General features: G+C 57.8%; 19 protein-coding genes. 7 read left to right on the top strand and 12 right to left on the bottom strand.

What is annotated here, in order from left to right; genetic code table 11:
• Positions 1–7: 7 nt before the first annotated feature.
• From AC2FFA_RS09120 to AC2FFA_RS09080, 9 genes are all read right to left on the bottom strand, one after another.
• Positions 8–1081, bottom strand: a complete 1074-nt coding sequence (locus AC2FFA_RS09120; RefSeq protein ID WP_496851265.1) for a 2Fe-2S iron-sulfur cluster-binding protein — start codon at positions 1079–1081, stop codon at positions 8–10.
• 13 nt (positions 1082–1094) lie between these two features.
• Positions 1095–1553 carry a 1,2-phenylacetyl-CoA epoxidase subunit PaaD gene (paaD, locus tag AC2FFA_RS09115; protein ID WP_299897812.1) on the bottom strand — a complete coding sequence of 153 codons (459 nt, stop codon included), beginning with the start codon at positions 1551–1553 and terminating at the stop codon, positions 1095–1097.
• 6 nt (positions 1554–1559) lie between these two features.
• Complete coding sequence (paaC, locus tag AC2FFA_RS09110) at positions 1560–2318, bottom strand: 1,2-phenylacetyl-CoA epoxidase subunit PaaC (RefSeq protein ID WP_496851263.1); 759 nt, start codon at positions 2316–2318, stop codon at positions 1560–1562.
• Positions 2318–2602, bottom strand: coding sequence for a 1,2-phenylacetyl-CoA epoxidase subunit PaaB (gene paaB / locus AC2FFA_RS09105; RefSeq protein ID WP_050604311.1), 285 nt, complete (start codon positions 2600–2602; stop codon positions 2318–2320). Before paaB ends, paaC begins: the two co-directional genes overlap by 1 nt.
• A gap of 23 nt (positions 2603–2625) precedes the next feature.
• The gene (gene paaA, locus AC2FFA_RS09100; protein ID WP_496851261.1) at positions 2626–3603 is read right to left on the bottom strand and encodes a 1,2-phenylacetyl-CoA epoxidase subunit PaaA; all 978 of its coding nucleotides are present in this window, start codon (positions 3601–3603) and stop codon (positions 2626–2628) included.
• Between the two features lie 15 nt (positions 3604–3618).
• Entirely contained in the window at positions 3619–4821 is a 1203-nt protein-coding gene (gene pcaF / locus AC2FFA_RS09095; RefSeq protein WP_496851260.1) for a 3-oxoadipyl-CoA thiolase, read from the bottom strand.
• 232 nt (positions 4822–5053) lie between these two features.
• Complete coding sequence (locus AC2FFA_RS09090; RefSeq protein WP_496851258.1) at positions 5054–5869, bottom strand: PaaX family transcriptional regulator C-terminal domain-containing protein; 816 nt, start codon at positions 5867–5869, stop codon at positions 5054–5056.
• A 168-nt stretch (positions 5870–6037) separates the two neighbouring features.
• Positions 6038–7069, bottom strand: a complete 1032-nt coding sequence (locus tag AC2FFA_RS09085; RefSeq protein WP_496851256.1) for a sterol desaturase family protein — start codon at positions 7067–7069, stop codon at positions 6038–6040.
• A 345-nt stretch (positions 7070–7414) separates the two neighbouring features.
• On the bottom strand, positions 7415–8380 hold the full coding sequence (locus AC2FFA_RS09080) for an NAD(P)-dependent oxidoreductase (RefSeq protein WP_496851254.1): 966 nt from the start codon (positions 8378–8380) through the stop codon (positions 7415–7417).
• 132 nt (positions 8381–8512) lie between these two features.
• On the opposite strand from AC2FFA_RS09080, the gene AC2FFA_RS09075 reads away from it, so the two are divergent.
• On the top strand, positions 8513–9388 hold the full coding sequence (locus AC2FFA_RS09075) for a LysR family transcriptional regulator (protein ID WP_117873062.1): 876 nt from the start codon (positions 8513–8515) through the stop codon (positions 9386–9388).
• A 44-nt stretch (positions 9389–9432) separates the two neighbouring features.
• Here AC2FFA_RS09075 and AC2FFA_RS09070 read toward each other — a convergent pair whose 3' ends face one another.
• Positions 9433–10338 carry a LysR substrate-binding domain-containing protein gene (locus AC2FFA_RS09070; RefSeq protein WP_496851252.1) on the bottom strand — a complete coding sequence of 302 codons (906 nt, stop codon included), beginning with the start codon at positions 10336–10338 and terminating at the stop codon, positions 9433–9435.
• A gap of 89 nt (positions 10339–10427) precedes the next feature.
• Here AC2FFA_RS09070 and AC2FFA_RS09065 point away from each other — a divergent pair, with 89 nt between their 5' ends.
• Genes AC2FFA_RS09065 through AC2FFA_RS09050 form a run of 4 tightly spaced genes read left to right on the top strand, consistent with a single transcriptional unit; the run spans position 10428 to position 16037 of the window.
• Entirely contained in the window at positions 10428–11603 is a 1176-nt protein-coding gene (locus AC2FFA_RS09065) for a pyridoxal phosphate-dependent aminotransferase (RefSeq protein WP_496851250.1), read from the top strand.
• A complete protein-coding gene (locus AC2FFA_RS09060; RefSeq protein WP_117873060.1) occupies positions 11600–12802 on the top strand; it encodes an acyl-CoA dehydrogenase in 1203 nt (400 codons plus the stop codon). The genes AC2FFA_RS09065 and AC2FFA_RS09060 overlap by 4 nt, the downstream gene beginning before the upstream one ends.
• Positions 12803–12813: 11 nt before the next feature.
• Positions 12814–15003 carry a dehydrogenase E1 component subunit alpha/beta gene (locus AC2FFA_RS09055; protein WP_496851248.1) on the top strand — a complete coding sequence of 730 codons (2190 nt, stop codon included), beginning with the start codon at positions 12814–12816 and terminating at the stop codon, positions 15001–15003.
• Complete coding sequence (locus tag AC2FFA_RS09050) at positions 15000–16037, top strand: ACP S-malonyltransferase (protein ID WP_496851247.1); 1038 nt, start codon at positions 15000–15002, stop codon at positions 16035–16037. The genes AC2FFA_RS09055 and AC2FFA_RS09050 overlap by 4 nt, the downstream gene beginning before the upstream one ends.
• Before the next feature lie 126 nt (positions 16038–16163).
• Here the strand turns inward: AC2FFA_RS09050 and AC2FFA_RS09045 are convergent, their stop codons facing one another.
• Positions 16164–17036 (bottom strand): amidohydrolase family protein, encoded by an 873-nt coding sequence (locus AC2FFA_RS09045; RefSeq protein ID WP_496851245.1) that lies wholly within the window; start codon positions 17034–17036, stop codon positions 16164–16166.
• Positions 17033–17986, bottom strand: a complete 954-nt coding sequence (locus AC2FFA_RS09040; RefSeq protein WP_496851243.1) for a nuclear transport factor 2 family protein — start codon at positions 17984–17986, stop codon at positions 17033–17035. Before AC2FFA_RS09040 ends, AC2FFA_RS09045 begins: the two co-directional genes overlap by 4 nt.
• Positions 17987–18198: 212 nt before the next feature.
• On the opposite strand from AC2FFA_RS09040, the gene AC2FFA_RS09035 reads away from it, so the two are divergent.
• Positions 18199–19245 carry an ABC transporter ATP-binding protein gene (locus tag AC2FFA_RS09035; RefSeq protein ID WP_117873055.1) on the top strand — a complete coding sequence of 349 codons (1047 nt, stop codon included), beginning with the start codon at positions 18199–18201 and terminating at the stop codon, positions 19243–19245.
• Positions 19246–19320: 75 nt separating this feature from the next.
• The gene (locus AC2FFA_RS09030; protein ID WP_299897765.1) at positions 19321–20532 is read left to right on the top strand and encodes an ABC transporter substrate-binding protein; all 1212 of its coding nucleotides are present in this window, start codon (positions 19321–19323) and stop codon (positions 20530–20532) included.
• The last annotated feature ends 51 nt before the right edge of the window (positions 20533–20583 follow it).

The following is a 20583-nucleotide window of genomic DNA, read 5'->3' as shown; positions in this document are numbered from 1 at the left end:
TCTCCCTTTACTGGTCGTAGTCCACGACCACGCGGTCGGTCACCGGGTAAGCCTGACAACTCAGCACATAACCTTTTTCGACCTCGTAATCTTCCAACGCGTGATTGGCGAGCATCTCGACCTCGCCTTCTACGACACGGCAGCGGCACGTTGAACAAACCCCGGCCTTGCAGGCGTAAGGCGCGTCCATGGCATTTTCCAAGGCTGCATCCAGAATGGACTGATCTTTCGGCAAGGTCACGGTCTGCGTAGCGCCATCCAATGTGATCAAAGCGCTGGTCTGGTTTGCCTGCGTGCCTGCCTCTGCCGCGCTTGTCTTGCGCTTGACCCGACCCGGCTGGGCGCTGGCAAAGAGTTCGAACTTGATCTGGCTTTCCTCAAGCCCGTGTTCCCGCAGCGCGGCAGCAATACCCAGCATCATCGGCTCTGGTCCGCAGATGAACGCCGTGTCTGCAGTCTTGATATCGATCCAGAGCTTGAACAGCTCGCGGCATTTTTCCTGCGTTACCAGACCGGTAAACAGGTCAATCTCCTGCGCGTCGGTTTCGAGAATGTGGATAACGTTCAGCCGGCCCATATAGAGGTTTTTCAGATCCTCTAATTCCTCACGGAACATGATCGTGTTGATGCCCTTGTTGGCATAGATCAGCGTAAAACGGGATTTGGGTTCACCGGCCAATGTGGTCTTGAGGATCGACAGAACAGGCGTGATTCCCGATCCGCCAGCGAAGCCAAGGTATTGTTTTTCCGCATCCGCATCGATGGGTACGTGAAAATTGCCCATTGGTGGCATCGCCTGCACAACGTCACCTACATTGAGCTCTTCATTTGCCCAGCTTGAGAAGGCTCCGCCCTCGATGCGTTTGATGCCAACCTGAAGAACACCGTCATCCTTGCCAGCACAGATGGAATAGGAGCGGCGCAACTCTTCGCCGTCAAATTCGCGCCGGAAAGTCAGGTACTGGCCGGCGGCGAAGTCGAACTGTTCCGCTGCGCCATTTACGGGTTCAAGCGTAACAACAACCGCATCGCGGATGGTTTTGTGGATGTCGGTGACTTTCAGGTCGTGAAAACGTGCCATCCGGTGCTCCTCCTCAGATGCACTTGAAATAGTCAAAGGGTTCCAGACAATCCGTGCAGCGCCAATGGGCCTTGCATGGGGTCGAGCCGAACTGGCTGACCTTTTCGACTGCCTTGCTACCGCAATGGGGGCAGCGATCCGGGCCGCCGGCGGGTTGCGGCGGCGCGATTCCATAGTCTTCCAGCTTGGCGCGACCTTTTTCGCTGAGCCAATCGGTGGTCCAGGCGGGCGAAATGCTGGTTTCTATGCGCAGTTCCCCGATGCCGTGATCGCGCAGGGCGGTTTCGATATCCATACTGATAATGGACGTCGCCGGGCAACCGGAATACGTTGGCGTGACGGTTACGACCAGCGTGTCAGCCTCCCAGCGCACATCACGCACAATGCCCAAATCCACGACGGAAATCACCGGGATTTCGGGATCGGGCACGGCATCCAGCCAGCTCCATATCTGGTCAGTCGGGACCCGCATCCGCTCTTACCACTTGGCTCCGGGATAGGCGCGTTGCAGCCATTGCATCTGCGTCAGCAGATGGCCCAGATGCTCGGTATGCATGCGCCCATCGCGGCCGCCTTTATGGGCAAAACGGCTTTCAGGAACGGTCAGCGTTGCCTGGTTCAGAACCCGCTCAACCAGAGCGTCGTATTCCTCTCGCAAGTCCTCCGGGTTCGGCGCGATACCTGCGGCGAGCATCTGGGCGTCAACCTCGTCGCTGGCAAACATCTCGCCCACATAGGGCCACAGGTAATCCAGTGCGTCCTGCATCCGGGCATGGCTTTCCTCGGTTCCGTCACCAAGCCCGACAACCGTGTCGCCCGAACGTTCCAGATGGTAGGTAACTTCCTTACTGGCCTTGGCGGCGATTGCTGCGACCCGCTCGTCCGAGGATGTCATGAGGCGTCCCAGCATGATCAAATGCCACGCATCGAACAGGAACTGGCGCATCAGCGTACGGCCGAAATCGCCGTTCGGCACCTCGACCAGCAACACGTTGCGGAAATCCCAGGCGTCGCGCAGGAAAGCCAGATCGTCGGCGCTTTTGCCACTGTCGGCCTCGCCCGCAAGACCCAGCCACATCTGGGTCTGACCTATCAGGTCCAGCGCGGTGTTGGCCAATGCGATATCTTCCTCCAGCACCGGCGCATGGCCGCACCACTCACTGACACGGTGGCCGAGGATCAGGGTGTTGTCTCCCATTCGCAGCAGGAATTGCAGAAATGCCTCATCCCGGGTCATCACATTGCCCCCACTTCATCGGGAATGTCGAAGAAAGTCGGGTGGCGGTACACCTTGCTTTCGCTTGGTTCGTACAACGGACCTTTGTCGCTGGGCGACGAGGCCGATATGTTGTTGGCTTCGACCACCCAGATCGAGACGCCTTCGTTGCGGCGGGTATAGACATCGCGCGCGTTCTTGATTGCCATTTCCGCGTCCGGGGCGTGCAGCGAACCGACATGTCGGTGGCTCATCCCATGTTGGCCGCGGATGAAGATTTCCCACAGGGGCCATTCGGTGTTCATCGGGTTTCCTCCTCAGGGTAAGCTTATTCAGCAGCCAGACTGCCGGCCTTTTTCTTGCGGGCATGGGCCAACAGCCCGTCACGAACCCACTTGCCGTCGTCCCAAGCCTTGTTCCGTGCGGCCAGACGATCGATATTGCAGGGACCATTGCCCTTGATCACGTCAAAGAATTCGGACCAATCGGGATCGGTGTAATCATAGTGGCCCCGCTCTTCGTTCCATTTCAGGTCCGGATCGGGAATCGTCAGACCCAGATATTCGGCCTGCGGAACGGTTTGATCGACAAATTTCTGACGCAGTTCGTCATTGGTGTTGATCTTGATCTTCCAGGCCATGGATTGCGCCGAATGCACACTGTCCTTGTCCGAGGGCCCAAACATCATCAGCGACGGGTACCACAGACGGTTCATCGCATCCTGTGCCATCTTGCGCTGTTCGGGCGTGCCTTCGGCCATCTTGCGGATCGCGTCATAACCCTGACGCTGATGGAAGCTCTCTTCCTTGCAGATACGGATCATGGCGCGGGAATACGGTCCGAATGACGTTCTTTGCAGCGGCACCTGGTTCATGATCGCCGCCCCGTCGACCAACCATCCAACCGCGCCAATATCGGCCCAGTTCAACGTCGGATAGTTAAAGATCGACGAGTATTTCATGCGGCCGTCCAGCAGCATCTCGGTGATCTCGTCGCGGCTGACACCCAGCGTTTCGGCCGCACAATACAGGTAGAGCCCATGCCCGGCCTCATCCTGCACCTTGGCCAGAAGGATCGCCTTGCGCTCCAGTGTCGGCGCGCGCGTGATCCAGTTACCTTCGGGCAATTGGCCCACAATTTCGGAATGAGCGTGCTGTCCAATCTGACGGATCAGGGTCTTGCGATACCCCTGAGGCATCCAATCCTTAGGCTCGATCTTGATATCCGCGTCGATCCGCGCCTGGAATTCAGCAAGCTTGTCCGGATCATCATTTGACGCTTCGGATTCTACCATCTGAGCATACATGTCCCGTCTCCTCCGTTACACGCGTTCAAGAATAAGGGCAGCGCCCTGCCCGACACCCACACACATGGTGCAGAGCGCATAGCGACCCCCGGTACGTTTCAATTGATAGGCTGCGGTCAGCACCAGACGCGCGCCGCTCATACCCAACGGATGGCCCAAAGCGATGGCCCCGCCATTGGGGTTCACGTGGGGCGCGTCGTCCGGCAGGCCCAGCTCGCGCAAGGTGGCAAGGCCCTGAGACGCAAACGCCTCATTCAACTCGATCACATCCATCTGATCCACGCTCAGCCCTGCCCGGGCCAAAACCTTGCGGCTAGCCGGCACCGGGCCGATGCCCATTACACGTGGTGCAACACCTGCAACCGACATGCCAACCACCCGGGCTATCGGGGTCAGACCGTTCTTGGCTGCTGCGGCCTCATTCGCCATCAGGATCGCCGCTGCGCCATCATTCACACCGGATGCATTCCCCGCCGTCACGGTTTTGTCGGGCCCGTTCACACCTTTCAAACCCGCGAGTTTTTCGGCCGTAGTTCCCGGGCGCGGGTGCTCGTCCGTATCAACGAAAATCGGATCGCCCTTGCGCTGGGAAACCGAAACCGGCGTGATTTCGTCCTTGAACACCCCAGCCGCATGCGCGGTGGCCCAGCGGGACTGACTGCGTGCAGCAAAGGCATCCTGGTCTTCCCGGCTGATACCATAATCTTCGGCGACATTGTCGGCCGTTTGCGGCATGGAGTCCACGCCGTATGCCTGCTTCATTTTTGGGTTCACAAAGCGCCAACCGATCGTGGTGTCGTACACCGCATTGCTGCGGGTAAACGCCGAAGTTGCCTTGGGCATCACGAACGGCGCGCGGGACATGCTTTCCACGCCACCCGCGATGGCCAGATCGTAGTCGCCCGCCTTGATGCCGCGCGCCACCATTCCCACAGCATCCATGCCGCTGGCACATAAACGGTTCACCGTCGTTCCCGGCACTTCAATCGGCAAACCCGCCAGCAGTGCCGCCATACGCGCAACGTTTCGGTTGCTCTCGCCCGCCTGGTTGGCATCGCCATAGATCACGTCGTCAACACTGGCCCAGTCGACCTGAGGGTTGCGCGCCTTCAAAGCCGCCAAAGGAAGAGCGGCCAGATCATCTGTGCGGACCGACGAGAGCGCTCCTCCGTATCGTCCAATCGGAGTGCGCGTCGCGTCACAAATGAAAGCGTCCATCTTAGAGTACCCCTGTTCCCTCGGAACAATATCAACCGTCTGGTCGGTTAATAAATCTTCCCCTGATTCGATGCAAGACTTATGTTACTCAATTTTCTCATGTGTCGCACATCCTGTAACATTAAAGGTGACTGCTGACCAAAGAGGTTTTCGTGACTGCACAAAACGACACAGCCACTCTTGATTATGGCAGGAAATCCAACAGCTCGCCCGAATTTTGCCTTGCTGAGGGTTAGTCTATCAGCTCGGCTTCCAAGCTCGAAAGCGACGGGCGCGGCAGCCTGTCCAACAAGTGCGAGACAGCTTCTCTGCACGCGGCGCCTTTCCAGTCGTCCGGCAGGAAAACCGGCGGCAGGCTCGGATGGCGCAGAACGATACGTCGCCAAGCGTGCACGACCAATACGCGCAAAACCGCCGAACGCATCGGATCGCCCGCCCCTTCCGCAGGCAAAAGCCGCTCAACAATCTGAATTGCGTCCCAGAATTGATCATAGGCGGTTTTCAGCGGCTCCGGTCCACACAGATCCCGAAGCCAGTTTGGGACGGAAATCGTGTCGCTCTCGAAACCCAGAAGCTCCTCAAGGTCATCCGGCATCGGCCCGGGCGCCATGGCTGTGGACGCATTCAGTGAGAAGTAATCTCCTGTCAGCATCAGATCCGACAATTCCTTCCGGGAACTTTCCGAGTTGCTGGCGATGAGGACATGCCAGATATCCGGCATGTTCGAGTCGCGGGAATAGATACGCGATGCGGCCGCTACGCTTTGACTGCGACCAAAGCTGGTCAGCCTGTGCACACTGTTCCGACCAACCCGCGTGCTTTCAATCCAACCTTCCTTGCGCAACCGATGCAACGCAACACGTGTGGCCTCGGCCCTGATCCCCGCCAGACGCGTAAGCGCCGTAATGAGCGATCCACTGATCTGATCCGACCCATCCTGCGCCAGATCGCCGAAAATCGTGACCAGAACTGACCACACACGTTGAGTACTTGTTGTGGTCAGCTGGCTGACACAGGTTTCAAACCAATCTGGAGCGGTATCTTTCATTTGCCCAGTATAATCGGGCCGGAGGGAATTGCCATCCGGCCCCGCGCGCCCAGTTTCGTATAGGGTCAGGATTTCGGCAACGGGGTCGGTTCAATCAAGCGTTGTCGGGCAAGAAAAATGATCCGCCATAGCGGCGCCATCTGCGCACGGCCCGCGTTGCGTGTCGCCCTATTTGGCGTGCATTTCGCGCTTGCGGTAGCGTGTTCGTTTTGTGGCCTCTTCCGAGCCGTCGTGATAGGTACCGAACCACTTGTCCCAGGGCATTTCCGCGTTGCCGTAATTGCATTCGTAATAACGGTGATGCAACTGGTGGAAAAACGCCCCGATCAACAACGCCTGACGGTCGCGCACCCAGATGGCCTCGTACCCGGAATGAGACGAGGCGGCACCCAGCATAAGCCAATAGCCCAGAAAGATCATGTGGACCGGGTTGCTGGGCAGTACCAACACGATCAGGATGGCACTAAGATATCCGAAGGCCTCGACGGGGTGCATCGACATGCCCGACCATGGGCCGGTATTGACGTTGCGGTGATGCACGGCGTGAACATGTCTGTAGATGAACGGCTGATGCAGAAACAGATGCACCACGTAGAAATGAAAGCTCTGCCAGATCGCCAGGATCGGAAACAGCAGCACGAACCAGACCGGATGCGCGGTGAAGCTGGGCGAGGCAATATAGTTGTTGGCGTACATCCAGCGCAGAAAGCACTCCAGCATCGACAGGAATGTCGCGCCAAAGACCATTGAATGGTAGATGTTGTCCCAGGTCTGATAGCCGAACTTGTACAAAGCATTCTTGCGCTTCATGTAGGGTCTCGGGTCGTATTTCAGCAGCTTTCCCTGCCCGTCGACCCCGTAGAACCACATGTGCAGGCCACCCGCGACGATCAACAGCAGCACCCAGTTCCGAATGAATACCCATGACATCCAGCCCGGGGCAAACGAGGCCTGCCCGGCATCGACGGGTTGTATCCAGAAGGCCACAAGGAAGGCCAAGGCCAGAAAGATCGAGCGGTCCGAGAACTGAAGCCAGTTCTGCCAAACCCATTTCGCCAAGACGCCGATTTTCGGCGGCCAGTTCCAGTACGGGGCGTATTTCACCGGCAAGTCCGGGTGCCAATGCCATTCGCGGCTCATGGGGCCGGGCTCGGGCGGTGCGTAGGTGGTGTCCTGAGGGTTCGCATCTTGGGTCGTCACGTGATTGTCCTTTCCTGAATAAAGTCGCCTTTTTCAGGACCAAGCCGGAGGAGGCTCGTAAGGATATTTGCGTGATGGCCGGCGATACATGATGTGACCTATTCGTGGCACGGGCGGTGGTTATCGAGCGCCTTGCGCAACTTGCCCCGCCCATCCGGTTTCTTGCGGACACCTGCAACGGAAAGCGAACCGTTCCCCTCAGCAACCGCGGCACGAAAAACGGCCAGACGTTTCAGCCGATTTGCTTCAGGCGTGATGCAGGATCCCCCATGTCGGCGAACGTAACGGCGTAAGAATGATGATCCGCCATGCTGTAGATCCGTTTCCTGCCCGCCGCGCACCGCCCTATTCGGCGGCCTTCAGGTCAGATCCCTGCGGGATCACTTCGTAACCGGGCTCTTCAGGTTCATCGTCCAGCATTTCCGATGGGAATCCCGGTGCGCGGATATCCAGCCCGGTTTTGTCTTCAAGCCGGCGGATGATGTTGGGGGAAAACTCACGGGGGCCGTATTTCTCGATCCCATCCTTGAAAACCTCGATCATAAGCGGATTGATCTCCAGCGGCACCCCGGCGCGATCTGCCACCTCCTGGAAAAGGCCAATATCCTTTAGAACCAAATCCATCGTGAATGAGATATCGCGAGATCCGTTGAGAATTACCTGGCTTTCGGTTTCATGCACGAAGGATGTCCCCGAACTGATCTTCATTGCCTCATACGCCGTATTCAAATCCATTCCGGCGGCTTTGGCGACGACAAGCGCCTCTGAACAGGTGATCAGGTTTGCAGTGGCCAGATAGTTGGTCAGCACCTTCAGCACCGAAGCTGATCCCAGTTCGCCCGTGTGCAGAATGCGACGCCCCATCGTGGTCAGGAACGGCAGGATACGTTCGAACGTGGCGCGATCACATCCGGCAAAGATCGAAATATTACCGGTATCCGCCCGATGACATCCGCCCGAGACCGGACAATCGACGGCAGCGCCACCGCGATCCTTCACCATAGCACCCAGACGCTTGACCTCTGCTTCATCCGTCGTGGACATTTCCATCCAGATTTTGCCCACGGTCACTTCGGGCAGCATTTCCTGCATTACGGCGTCCGAAGCCGCCGGAGAAGGCAGGCAGGTGATGACCGCATCACAATCCCGCATCAGTTGTGCCGGATTCTCGGCAGCCTTTGCCCCGCGGTCGACGAAACCTGACACCAGATCAGAGTTCAGATCGTGTACGGTCAGATCAACGCCGTTGCGCAGCAAACTGCCACTGAGTTTCCCGCCGACATTTCCAAGGCCGATAAATCCAACTTTCATACCTGCGTTCCCTTTCCGATGCCCAATCTGATGACCAGCACTGTTTTTCCCTGATGAAATTTACGGGCGTTGAATGCAGCGTGTAAAACGAATAAATATCGCCAGTATCCATAAATTTTTTTGGTGCTGGAAATGTCCAAATCGCCCAATCTGGTCTGGCTACGGTCTTTTGACTGTGCCGCACGGCATATGAGCTTTACTGCTGCGGCAGAAGAACTGGGCATCACACAGACGGCCTTGAGCCTGCACGTTCGCTCGCTGGAAGCACAGCTGGGCTGCCCTTTGTTCTTTCGCGCCGCTCGGAATCTAAGCCTGACAGAGGTCGGACAGGCGTATGCGTTCTCTGTTCGGCGCGCTTTGGGCGATATCGACCTGTCAACCGCAAGCCTGTTTGGTTCCAGTCAGAAGCACGAGTTGGTCGTGCGTGTGCCGATTTCCACGGCCAGCTTGTTCCTTGCCGGCAAATTGCCCGAGTTTTCGCGCGCCCACCCGGGTGTATCCATCAGGTTGGTTTCAAATATCTGGGCAGAATCCGCAGGCAGGGAAAACGTTGATGTCGAACTGCGTTTGGGAAACAGGGAATGGAACGATGGGCCAATCAGCAAGATCTCGGATGAGCGCATCGTTCCGGTTGCGACCAAGTCGCGAAATCAGAAATGGCCTTCAACTGAAGAACTGCTTGATAAACCGCAGATACAGATCTTGGGGTTTCAGGACATGTGGCACAGGTATTTCTCCGCATTCGGCATAACGTATTCTCCCACGGCGTCTTCCTACACCGTGGACACGACAATTGCCGCCGTGGACATTGTGTCGGAAGGTGGAGGATACGCAGTAATCCTTGAGCGCTTTGCCAGAACGGCAATCGAGGCCGGAAGGTCCATCGCGATTGTCGGGGACGCCATTCCAATCGAACAGAACCATTTCCTTGTCGATGGGCAGAGATCGAACGCGAACGCAGCTGCAAAACAGATGTTTGAAACCTGGCTCAGGCAGATTTTTGCCTGAGATGTGCCTGCGGGCAATGAATTCGATCTTCTGTATTTGCCCAGTTACCCGCGTGCCCGCGTCTGCTTGCTGATCCAGTTTGCAAAAGCCTGAACCGCGTCGTTCTTCTGACCAGTTGGCGTCGCAATGTAATAGGCGCTGTTCGGCGTGTTGGTGATCTGGCCGATTTCGGTCAGAACGCCGGATGCCACCTCCTCTTCAATCAAGTAAGAGGGCAGAATAGCGGCACCCAAACCGACGACTGCGGCTTCGATCAGCATCGAGAACTGGTCAAACCGCATCCCCAGAAAAACCGCCCCCGGATCCAGCCCGAGCTGAGAGTGATAGGTGGACCACAGCTCGGGGCGCGAGGTCAGATGCAAAAGCGGCAGATCAAAGGTTTGCGCGCGGGTGTCCAGCCTGTGACGCCTGAGCAACTCGGGTGCTGCCGTGACCACCAGATGCTCTGGGAACAACCTGCGCAATTGCGCACCCGGCCAATCCTCCTGCCCGAAATGGATTGCCAGATCCGTGCGTCGTTCTTCAAGGCTGAAAGGCGTCGTGTAGGAGTGCAGGTCCAGTTCAATCCCCGGATGGCGCATTTTGAAATCCGGCAGGCGCGGCACCAGCCACCGCGTCGCAAAGGTGGGCAGTACAGCCAAGGTCAACAGCGACGCTCCGTCTCCTGCTGCAATTGCACGGTTGATCGTGCCACTGAGACGCTCAAGGTCACCTGCCAGCTCGTCTCGCAAGGCCCGCCCCGCTTTTGACAGGCGCACGGCCCGACCGACCCGCCGAAACAGCGTAACGCCAATCGCGGCCTCAAGCTCTCGGACCTGACGGCTGATCGCGCTTTGGGTCACGCCAAGCTCCTCGGCCGCCATTGTGTAGCTTTCATGGCGCGCGGCGGCTTCGAAACTGCGCATGAGCGCAAGAGATGGCAGTGAGTTGATGCGGGGCATGACATTCATGAGTTTTAGTCACTGAAAGGATACTTATTGGCGTATTTTTCTCAAGTGACTTTCTGGCTAAAACCAAACTCATCTGCAGAGGAAGTTTCATGATGTTCCAGCGCGCTGACCGGTTGAACGGTATCGAATTGTCGGAAATCGTCCAGATCTCAGAGGCCGCCGCCCGCCTGCGCGCTGAAGGGCGCGATGTTCTGGCGCTGTCAACCGGCGAACCGGACCTGCCTACACCGCCTTATGTGGTCGAAGCTGCGCATTCAGCAGCACTGGAAGGTAAAACCAAATATCCACCCACTGCCGGTGTGCCTGCACTGCGCGTGGAAATCGCCCGACAAGCGGGCGCCGAGATGATTCAGGTCATCGTATCAACAGGCGCTAAACAGGTAATCGCAAATGCGATGCTGGCCAGCCTTAACCCCGGCGACGAAGTCATCATGCCTGCACCCTATTGGACGAGTTATTCCGATATTGTCCGCATGGCAGGTGGGGTGCCGGTGGTTTTGCCTTGCCCGATGGAGCAGGGCTTTAAACTGCTGCCTGAACAATTGGAGGCCGCCATCACACCGCGCACGCGCTGGCTGATGCTGAATTCGCCCTCGAACCCGTCAGGCTCGATTTACTCAAAAGCAGAAATTTCAGGACTTTTCGAGGTGTTGGAACGCCACACTCACGTCTGGATTCTGGCGGATGAGATTTACCGCCATCTCAGCTATGTGCCTTTCGCTTCAGTGGCCAAGGCCGCCCCGGCGCTGACCAATCGCGTGCTGATCGTCAACGGTGTGGCCAAAGCCTGGTCAATGACCGGATGGCGCATTGGCTGGGGTATCGGACCGACCGATCTGATCAGAGCCATGGTCGCTGTACAGGGACAGGTCACATCGGGGGCATGCTCAATCTCACAATGGGCCTCGCTGGCCGCGATCACTTGCGAACCCGGGTTGCTGGAGGAGCGTCGCGCCCTCTTTGCCACTCGCCGAGACCTGGTCGTAGACGGGTTGAACGCGGTGCCCGGATTGCGCTGTTCAGCACCGGACGGGGCGTTTTATGCCTTTCCGTCCTGCACTGATCTGCTGAAGGAACAAGGCGGGCCATTTGACAGCGACGCGGAATTCTGCACGTGGTTGCTGGAAGATGCCGGCGTTGCCCTGGTGCCCGGCCGCGCCTTTGGGATGCCGGGCCATCTTCGCCTGTCGTTCGCTTATGCCGAAGATACAATTGCAGCGGGCCTTGCACGTCTGAAAACCGCTGTGGAAAGGAAACTTGCATGAAACCTCAATCCGCCCCGCATCTCGGTCCCTTCACCTGGGACGACCCGTTCCTGATGGAAGACCAGTTGGCCGAAGACGAACGCATGGTTCGTGACGCTGCACATGCCTACGCGCAAGATAAGCTGCTGCCTCGGGTAACTGCCGCGTTTGCCAATGAAGAAACCGACCCAGCCATCTTTCGCGAGATGGGCGAGATGGGGTTGCTGGGAACAACCATTCCCGAGGAATATGGCGGTATTGGGTCCAGCTATGTGACCTATGGTCTAGTCGCGCGCGAGGTCGAGCGTGTGGACAGCGGCTACCGCTCAATGATGTCGGTGCAATCCAGCCTGGTGATGTATCCGATTTACGCCTACGGCACCGAAGATCAGCGCACGAAATACCTGCCGAAACTGGCAAGCGGCGAATATATCGGCTGTTTTGGGCTGACTGAACCCGATGCCGGTTCCGACCCCGGTTCGATGAAGACAATCGCAAGGAAAACCGAGGGCGGCTATGTACTGAACGGGTCGAAAATGTGGATCTCGAACGCCCCGATCGCGGACGTGTTCGTTGTTTGGGCCAAATCCGAGGCGCATGGCGGCAAGATCAAGGGCTTTGTTCTGGATAAGGGAACGGCTGGGCTGTCGGCCCCCAAGATCGAAGGCAAGCTGTCTCTGCGCGCCTCGATCACCGGTGAGATCGTGATGAACAATGTCGAGGTCAGCGAAGACGCCCTGCTGCCCAATGTCGAAGGTCTGAAAGGCCCATTCGGCTGTCTGAACCGTGCGCGTTACGGCATTGCATGGGGGTCAATGGGCGCAGCCGAGGCGTGCTGGCACGCGGCCCGGCAATATGGGTTGGACCGCAAACAGTTCGGCCGTCCGCTGGCGCAGACACAACTGTTTCAACTGAAGCTTGCCAACATGCAGACCGAGATCACGCTGGGCCTGCAAGCCGCGCTGCGCGTGGGTCGCCTGATGGACGAAGCCCGTGCTGCGCCCGAGATGGTCAGCCTGATCAAACGAAACAATTGCGGCAAGGCGCTTGAGATCGCCCGTCATGCCCGCGATATGCATGGTGGCAACGGGATCAGTCAGGACTTCCACGTGATCCGTCACATGGTGAACCTAGAAACCGTCAACACCTATGAAGGCACCCATGACGTGCATGCCCTGATCCTAGGTCGTGCGCAGACAGGTCTGCAAGCCTTCGCCTAAGGACATCTGACATGGATCGCGCCGCAATCGTGCATGACAATTTCCTGCGCCAGGTTGCAGCGCTGGACTTTCCTGAAGGTACCGCTCCGTCAGGTCCTCTGACCGGCCCAGAAGCCGTTGCGCTTTTCAGGGCGCAATGCCTGAGCCGGGCGCTCGACCAGCAAAGCCGAGCGATGCAGAAGGCGGGTCAGGGGTTCTACACGATCGGGTCGTCCGGGCATGAGGGCATGGCGGCTGTTGCCGCAGCCCTGCGCCCGACTGATCCGGCCTTCCTGCACTACCGCGATGCGGCATTCCAGATTGCCCGCTCGGATCAGGTGCCGGGTCAAAGCCCGACATGGGACATTCTGCTGTCCTTTGCCTCGTCCTCCGAAGACCCGATCAGTGGCGGGCGCCACAAGGTTCTGGGATCAAAAGCGCTGTGCATTCCACCGCAGACCTCGACCATCGCCAGCCACCTTCCCAAGGCGGTTGGCGCGGCGTATGGCATTAGCGCAGCGCGTCGTCGCCGTCCGGAACATGCAGATATGCCGGACGACGCCATCGTCTTCTGTTCCTTCGGTGATGCCTCGGCCAACCATTCCACCGCACAAGGTGCGTTCAACACAGCGCAGTGGACGTCTTTCCAGTCAGTACCCCTGCCCCTGCTGTTCTGCTGTGAAGACAACGGAATCGGTATCTCGACCAAAACGCCGAAAGGCTGGATCGCGGCCACTTTCTCGGGTCGCCCCGGCCTAAAGTACTTCTCGTGCGACGGGTTGGACATGTTTGACTCCTACCACGTTGCGCAACAGGCGGCCGACTATGTGCGCAGCCGAAAGAAACCCGCCTTTCTGCATGTTCGGACTGTTCGTCTGTACGGTCACGCCGGGGCCGATATGCCAACCACATATATGCCAAAGGCCGAGGTTGAGGCCGAAGAGGCCAACGACCCGCTGCTGCATTCCGTGCGCCTGTTGGATCAGTTCGGCGCGATGAGCCCGGAACAGGCGCTAGGCGTCTATAATGATACCTGCGCCCGGGTTGCCCGCGTGGCCGATCAGGCAGTCACTCGCCCTCGCCTGCAACATGCCAAAGAGGTGATGGCCAGCCTGATCCCGCCCGCGCGCCCCTGCGCACCAACCAATGGCCCAGCACCCGAGCGTCGGACCGAGGTGTTCGGCAGCGACCTCAAGGCACATTCCGAACCGCAGATCATGTCGCGATTGATCAACTGGGCACTGACCGATCTGATGCTGGAACATGGCGAGATCGTCATGATGGGCGAAGATGTCGGGCGCAAGGGCGGCGTTTACGGCGTGACCCAAAAGCTGCAAACACGGTTTGGCCCTGACCGGATGATCGACACGTTGCTGGACGAACAGTCGATCCTGGGCCTGGCGATCGGCATGGCTCAGAACGGGTTCACGCCAATGCCGGAAATCCAGTTTCTGGCCTATCTTCACAATGCCGAGGATCAGCTGCGAGGTGAGGCCGCCACCCTGCCCTTTTTCTCGAACGGTCAATACACCAACCCGATGGTCGTGCGCATTGCCGGACTGGGGTATCAAAAAGGGTTTGGCGGACATTTCCACAACGACAACTCGGTTGCTGTATTACGCGACATTCCGGGCCTGATCCTGGCCTGCCCGTCGAACGGTGCCGACGCCGCGCGGATGCTGCGAGAATGCGTGCGCCTCGCGCGTGAAGAACAGCGGCTGGTCGTCTTCCTCGAACCCATCGCGCTTTACCCGATGCGGGACCTGCACGAGGCCGGAGACGGCGGCTGGATGCAAACCTATCCCGACCCTCCTGAAAAGATCGGCTTCGGCGAGGTAGGTGTGGAGGGTGACGGCAACGATCTTGCAATTGTCACATTTGGAAATGGCGTCTATCTCAGCCATCAGGCACGCCAAGCGTTGCAGGCTGACGGGATCAAAACCCGGATCGTTGATATGCGCTGGTTGTCCCCATTACCCAAAGCGGCACTGACACAGGCCGTGACCGGGGCCAAACGCATACTGATTGTAGACGAAACCCGCCATCATGGCGGTGTGGCCGAAGCTCTCATGGCGCATTTCCACGAAACCACCGATGTGCCGCTGGCCCGAATTACCGCCGAAGATAGCTTTATTGCCACCGGCCCGGCTTATGCTGCAACCATGCCATCGAAAGAAAGCATCGAAGCAGCCGCGCGATCCTTGATGGAGGCCGGCAAATGAGTTCCGCCAAACAAACTGCCGTCGTCATCTGCCCCGGCCGAGGTACCTATAACAAGCCCGAACTGGGTGTTCTGGGTCGGCAATTCAGCGACAAGGCCCTTCTGGCGCGCTTTGATGACATGCGGCGCGCGCAGGGGCAAGACACCCTCAGCGAACTGGACGGTGCCGCACGATATTCCATGGCCAAGCACACGCGAGGCGACAATGCATCCGCCTTGATCTACGCCGCTACTCTGGGCGATTTCCGCGCCATCAATCCTGACAAAATCGAAGTGGTCGCGGTGACGGGAAATTCGATGGGCTGGTATTCGGCGCTGGCCTGCGGCGGTGCGCTATCGGCCGAAGGAGGGTTCGAGGTGGTCAACACCATGGGCACTCTGATGCAGGAAAACATGATCGGTGGCCAATTGATCTATCCTTTCATGGATTCCGACTGGCGTCCTGATCAGGCCCGCAAGGCAGAGCTGCTTGCCTTGGTGGATGACATTGACCGAACCGATGCAACGCTGACCCTGTCGATTGATCTGGGCGGCATGTTGGTACTTGCAGGCGACGACGCCGGTTTGGCCGTGTTCGAAAAGGCCGTACCTGTGGCTCAGGAACGTTTTCCCATGCGATTGGCCAACCATGCCGGGTTCCATTCGCATCTTCAGGCTCCGGTCTCGGTGCAAGGCCGCACGAAACTGGGCGCTGTCTTGTTTCGGCAACCGGACCTACCCCTGATCGACGGTCGTGGCCGGATATGGTGGCCCGGAGCTTGCGACCTGAATGCGCTTTGGGATTACACCCTGGGCCATCAAGTGACCGAGACTTATGATTTCACCCATGCCATAGCGCAGGCCGCGCACGAGTTCGCACCGGATCTGTTCATTGTGACCGGTCCTGGCACCACACTGGGCGGTGCCGTCGCACAAAGCCTGATCCTGACAAATTGGTCCGGACTGTCGGACAAGTCCACGTTTCAGTCTCGCCAAAACAGCAGTCCGATTCTGTGCTCAATGGGAATGGAGGATCAGAGGAAACAGGTGACATGAAGGTGCGGGCCTGCCGGTCAGCTTTAAAGCCTGCGTGCAGGAGCTTTCATTCGCATGGCCTTTCGCCGGGTTTGCCAAGCAGTCTCAGTAAAACGGCGCAGGTATTCTGGCTTGAATGTGCCGCCGCTATTCAATGCGATAGAAACGTTCTGATGTGCCGCGAAATACGTCGTCCAGCATCGACTCCGGGATGAGTTCCTCGTGTCGGGAAACGACTTCTTTGTAAGTTGAGGTAAGGCTGTCGACCGGGAAGTTCGATCCGAACATGCAGCGATCGGCGCCGAACTGTGACAAGCAGGTTGAAACGATCGGCGAGACGCTTTCAGCGTTCCAGTTGTGGTCGAACATTCCGAGGCCGGAGAGTTTGCAACAGATTTGTGGCAGGCTTGACAATGCCGTCAATTCATCTGCCCACACTCGCAAACCTTGCGGAGTCCGATCGTACGGCGAACCTGCGTGGCAGAGTGCGATCTGGGTTTCCGGGGCCTGTGCGAGGACATTCGCGGTTTGACCCATCAGCTCTGGCAGCAGTTGAAGATCAAAGGACAGCCCCCGGGTGCCTAGTTGCTTCAAACCAGTCAAGAACTTTGGGTCTTCAAGTAACGCGTTCGTGCCAGTTGAGGCGTCTTCACCCGGAGCGCGGCCAATAATCTGACGAACGCCGCGCACCGAAGGCAGGGTTTGAAGACGGTCGAGCTGTGCATCCAGATCATCAGAGGTCAGATCGCAGAATGCCACTTGCACCAACGGCCAGTCCGGGAACTGGTCGGCAACGGATTGTACCCACTGCGCCTCGGCCCAGGGGTCAGCAGCACCGACCTGAATATGTACCGAAGCGCTGAACCCCATGGCTATGGCGTCTGCGCGAAACTCCGGGAGCATATAGTCCCGCTGGATGGAAGACGGGTCGCCGAAAAACCGAACTGTACCTTTCTCCATAAGCCAGGGGTAGTTCACGGCCGAAAGGTCCCACAGGTGGTGATGCGCATCTATCCTCATGATGCTTCAATCCCGGTGGTGCGCGCCAGAATGTCTACACCTTGCCCTTTCCAGAAATGCAGCAAGTCGATGAATATCCAGTTTTCGGCCAGCTTGTCTTCGACGCGGCGATAGATATCGATCACCCTGAATTCACCGGGGTTTCCGGTGGCTGGCATCCCCATGAAACCCCCTGTGGGCGTAGCAGTAAAGTTGGGCCATCCAAAGAAGCCACCGTAATGCCCTTCAGCCAGGCGGCAGACGTGATTGGTCTTTGATCGATCTGTGAAAGCGGCGCGAAACGGTCCAGAGTGTTGCCTGGCATAGCGTTCGATCGTGTAGGTCGCGCCAATTCCTTCGGGGCCCCACCAGATCATGTCCTGGTGCCACGTTCGCGCCAATTCTTCTTCCAGCGACAGTCCGCTGTCCCAGCGGCCCAGATCCTCAATCATCGCGTTGATGACCGCCAGTGTCTTTTCGCCTTCGTCTGCGGGTTGTTCATCAAGCAGCAATCCATCATGCGACCTTGGTCCGGGCTGCACCAAATGTGCTGCTGTCTGAGGGGGGAACGGGTTCTGGCCAGCTTGGACCATCAGGTGCGGGATGTCGAAGAACATCGCGGTTTCGACAATTCTGTCACCAGCTACTTTGTAAAACGCGCAATAACGCAGGAACGCCAATTTGCCGTTTGGGCGAATACCCAACCACGGTCGATCGAACAGCCCCATCAAATGGCCCATGGCGACAACCCAAACGTCGGTCTCTCCGCGCAACGCGTTTTGCCCCGCAAACAGAATATCCACACGGTTCTGCAAGTGAGCTAGACTGCCCTTCAGCGGCTGCCAGAATTGCTGGGCAACCTGTTCGGCGCCGTTGATTTCATTGAACGGATGAAAGCCGCGCCACTTCAACTCTGAAGCGCAGAACTGGCTCATTACCTTCGGAGTTTCTTTCTCCGCTGCGGAATCCATTGCGGTATGAAACGCAGAGACAAGTTTTTTTTCTATCTGAAAGTTCACGGTATTTACCATTTTAGTCAAAGTGTTGCGAGGGGTGCCAAGCCAGTTTGAGTCGGACTCTTCCTGTAGTTTTGCATACGCATGCAAAAAAGTCTTGCCTGATTTGGTACATGCGAATTACAGTTTTGCAAACGTATGCAAAATGATTCCTTGCAGGGGGCACCATGGCGGAAATTCAATTGCGGAACGTCGGCAAGCGATGGGGCTCATTTGTTGGGGTTCACAATTTCGACCTGACCATTGCTGATCGCGAGTTTCTGGTCCTACTCGGCCCCTCGGGTTGCGGCAAGACAACGACGATGCGGATGATCGCCGGACTCGAGGACGTGACCGAGGGCGAAATCCTGGTCGATGGGAATGTGATCAACGATCTGGAGCCGAAGGACCGCGACGTTGCAATGGTGTTCCAGAGCTACGCGCTTTATCCCAACATGAACGTCTATGAAAACATCCGCTTTCCGCTGAAGGTGCGCGGCATCGACCCGTCGACCCACGACGAAAAGGTACGCCGCGCCAGCGCGATGGTCGAGCTGGACGATTTTCTACATCGCAAACCCGCCGAGCTCTCAGGTGGTCAGCGACAGCGAGTGGCGCTCGCCCGTGCTATCGTGCGCGAACCAAATGTGTTCCTGATGGACGAACCGCTGTCAAATCTTGACGCCAAACTGCGGGTCTCCACCCGGGCGCAGATCAAGAACCTCAGTCACGAACTGGCCGTGACGACGATCTATGTGACCCATGACCAGATCGAAGCGATGACACTGGCCGACCGCGTTGTGGTGATGAAACAGGGCGTGGTGCAGCAGGTTGGCAGCCCCACGGAAATCTATGACATGCCGGCAAACACGTTTGTGGCCAGCTTCATTGGTTCACCCGCGATGAACTTGATGGATGGCGACGTTTCAGGCGGAATGTTCCGTGCCGAACATGTCGAAATCCCAGTGGATGCCCCAGACGGTCCAATGACACTGGGCTTCAGGGCGGAAGATGCCAGCCTTGCCGATGGGAAAGGTCAGATCACCGCTCCGATCTATACACTGGAATTGCTGGGCGACGCGACCATGATCTCGGTTCGGGTAGGCGGAGCTCTGGTTTCGGTGAAAGCAGACAAAGCATTCCGCGCCGAGATTGGCGAAACGGTCTCGTTCTCGGTGCCGACAGAAATCTGTCACCTCTTCGAAGCTGGAAGTGGTGCGCGGATCGGGGGCTGACCCCACAAATGGCCCGAAAGGGCATAACACCGGTCCGGACGTCGACGACGGACCGATCCTGACAGGGAGAAACCTATGAAACTCAAGACGATCCTCATGGCCGGAGCCATGTCCATCGCCGCCACCGGCGCGTGGGCAGATTGCGCCTTTGAAAATGATGTACCGCTGAAATCACTGTCCGCCGGTTTTGAAGCCTGGAAGGCGGTCACCGATGCGATGGCAGAATGCGGCAATTTCAGCGCATCGCTGGACCAGGAATTCCGCGAAAAGCAACCTGAGGCATTTGCCGCTGATCCGGCGCTTTATCAGATCGGCGGTGTTTCGAACGCAACTCTGGTGCCTTTGCTCAACGCCGGTACGATCCGTCCGCTGGACGATCTGGTCGAGAAGTACGGTCAGGATTTGCTGCCCAATCAGTTGATCAAAGTTGATGGCAAGACCATGGCGATTGCGATGATGGTGAATGCGCAGCACCTGATGTATCGCGACGATGTTCTGGCTGAACTGGGCATCGAAGAGCCCAAGACATATGGCGATGTTCTTTCCGCGGCTGCCAAGATCAAGGAAGCCGGCGTCATGGACTATCCCATTGGTGGGACGTTCAAGACCGGTTGGAACCTTGGTCAGGAGTTCGTCAATATGTATTTGGGCGAGGGCGGTTCGTTCTTTGGTGACGGCAACATGCCTGCCATCAACAATGAGCAAGGCGTAGCAGCGCTTGAGACATTGAAGGCCATGACCGAGTACATGGACCCGGAATATCTGGTCTCTGACTCGACCTATGTGCAGCAGCAGTTCCAGCAGGGCAAGATCGCGATGGCAAACCTTTGGGCCAGCCGTGCAGCCGCGATGAATGATGAGGCCGAAAGCCAGGTCGTTGGCAAGGTGACCATGGCCGCGGCTCCAATGGGATCGGCGGTTCCGGCGACCACAATCTGGTGGGACGGTATTGTTCTGGCGTCGAACATGAGCGACGAAGAAGCAGATGCTGCCTTCCGCGTCGCACTTGAGGGCATGGACTCCGATACGGTCAGTGCGAACAACGATGTCGCCGTATGGCTGAGCACGGCCTATTCGGCAGGTCCTTTGGCTGCAGGTGCTGCAGCGTCCGCTGAAGGCGGTGCCAAGGCTTACCCGGCTTCCGGTCCTATGGGCATCATGCACACCTCGTTGGGTAACGGACTGGCCGACTACCTGACCGGTGCCAAAGACGCGCAGACGACTCTGGCCGATATCGAGGCAGACTACGTCACTGCCGCGAAAGAAGCGGGTCTGATCAGCAACTGATCCTCCCTTGGGAGGGCTACGGCCCTCCCATCCCTTTTCCTCGAGAACCAT

The sequence above is a fragment of the Ruegeria sp. YTSB088 genome (genome assembly GCF_059609825.1).
The sequence above is the reverse complement of the archived record's forward strand: the minus strand, read 5'-3'. Positions and strand labels throughout refer to the sequence as shown.

Coding starts and splice junctions, on each gene's coding strand:
- AC2FFA_RS09030 (WP_299897765.1), top strand. CDS start 19,321: ATGAAACTCAAGACGATCCTCATGGCCGGAGCCATGTCCATCGCCGCC.
- paaC (WP_496851263.1), bottom strand. CDS start 2,318: ATGACCCGGGATGAGGCATTTCTGCAATTCCTGCTGCGAATGGGAGAC.
- paaB (WP_050604311.1), bottom strand. CDS start 2,602: ATGAACACCGAATGGCCCCTGTGGGAAATCTTCATCCGCGGCCAACAT.
- AC2FFA_RS09080 (WP_496851254.1), bottom strand. CDS start 8,380: ATGAAAGTTGGATTTATCGGCCTTGGAAATGTCGGCGGGAAACTCAGT.
- paaD (WP_299897812.1), bottom strand. CDS start 1,553: ATGCGGGTCCCGACTGACCAGATATGGAGCTGGCTGGATGCCGTGCCC.
- AC2FFA_RS09060 (WP_117873060.1), top strand. CDS start 11,600: ATGAAACCTCAATCCGCCCCGCATCTCGGTCCCTTCACCTGGGACGAC.
- AC2FFA_RS09065 (WP_496851250.1), top strand. CDS start 10,428: ATGATGTTCCAGCGCGCTGACCGGTTGAACGGTATCGAATTGTCGGAA.
- AC2FFA_RS09070 (WP_496851252.1), bottom strand. CDS start 10,338: ATGAATGTCATGCCCCGCATCAACTCACTGCCATCTCTTGCGCTCATG.
- pcaF (WP_496851260.1), bottom strand. CDS start 4,821: ATGGACGCTTTCATTTGTGACGCGACGCGCACTCCGATTGGACGATAC.
- paaA (WP_496851261.1), bottom strand. CDS start 3,603: ATGTATGCTCAGATGGTAGAATCCGAAGCGTCAAATGATGATCCGGAC.
- AC2FFA_RS09040 (WP_496851243.1), bottom strand. CDS start 17,986: ATGGATTCCGCAGCGGAGAAAGAAACTCCGAAGGTAATGAGCCAGTTC.
- AC2FFA_RS09050 (WP_496851247.1), top strand. CDS start 15,000: ATGAGTTCCGCCAAACAAACTGCCGTCGTCATCTGCCCCGGCCGAGGT.
- AC2FFA_RS09075 (WP_117873062.1), top strand. CDS start 8,513: ATGTCCAAATCGCCCAATCTGGTCTGGCTACGGTCTTTTGACTGTGCC.
- AC2FFA_RS09055 (WP_496851248.1), top strand. CDS start 12,814: ATGGATCGCGCCGCAATCGTGCATGACAATTTCCTGCGCCAGGTTGCA.
- AC2FFA_RS09120 (WP_496851265.1), bottom strand. CDS start 1,081: ATGGCACGTTTTCACGACCTGAAAGTCACCGACATCCACAAAACCATC.
- AC2FFA_RS09035 (WP_117873055.1), top strand. CDS start 18,199: ATGGCGGAAATTCAATTGCGGAACGTCGGCAAGCGATGGGGCTCATTT.
- AC2FFA_RS09090 (WP_496851258.1), bottom strand. CDS start 5,869: ATGAAAGATACCGCTCCAGATTGGTTTGAAACCTGTGTCAGCCAGCTG.
- AC2FFA_RS09045 (WP_496851245.1), bottom strand. CDS start 17,036: ATGAGGATAGATGCGCATCACCACCTGTGGGACCTTTCGGCCGTGAAC.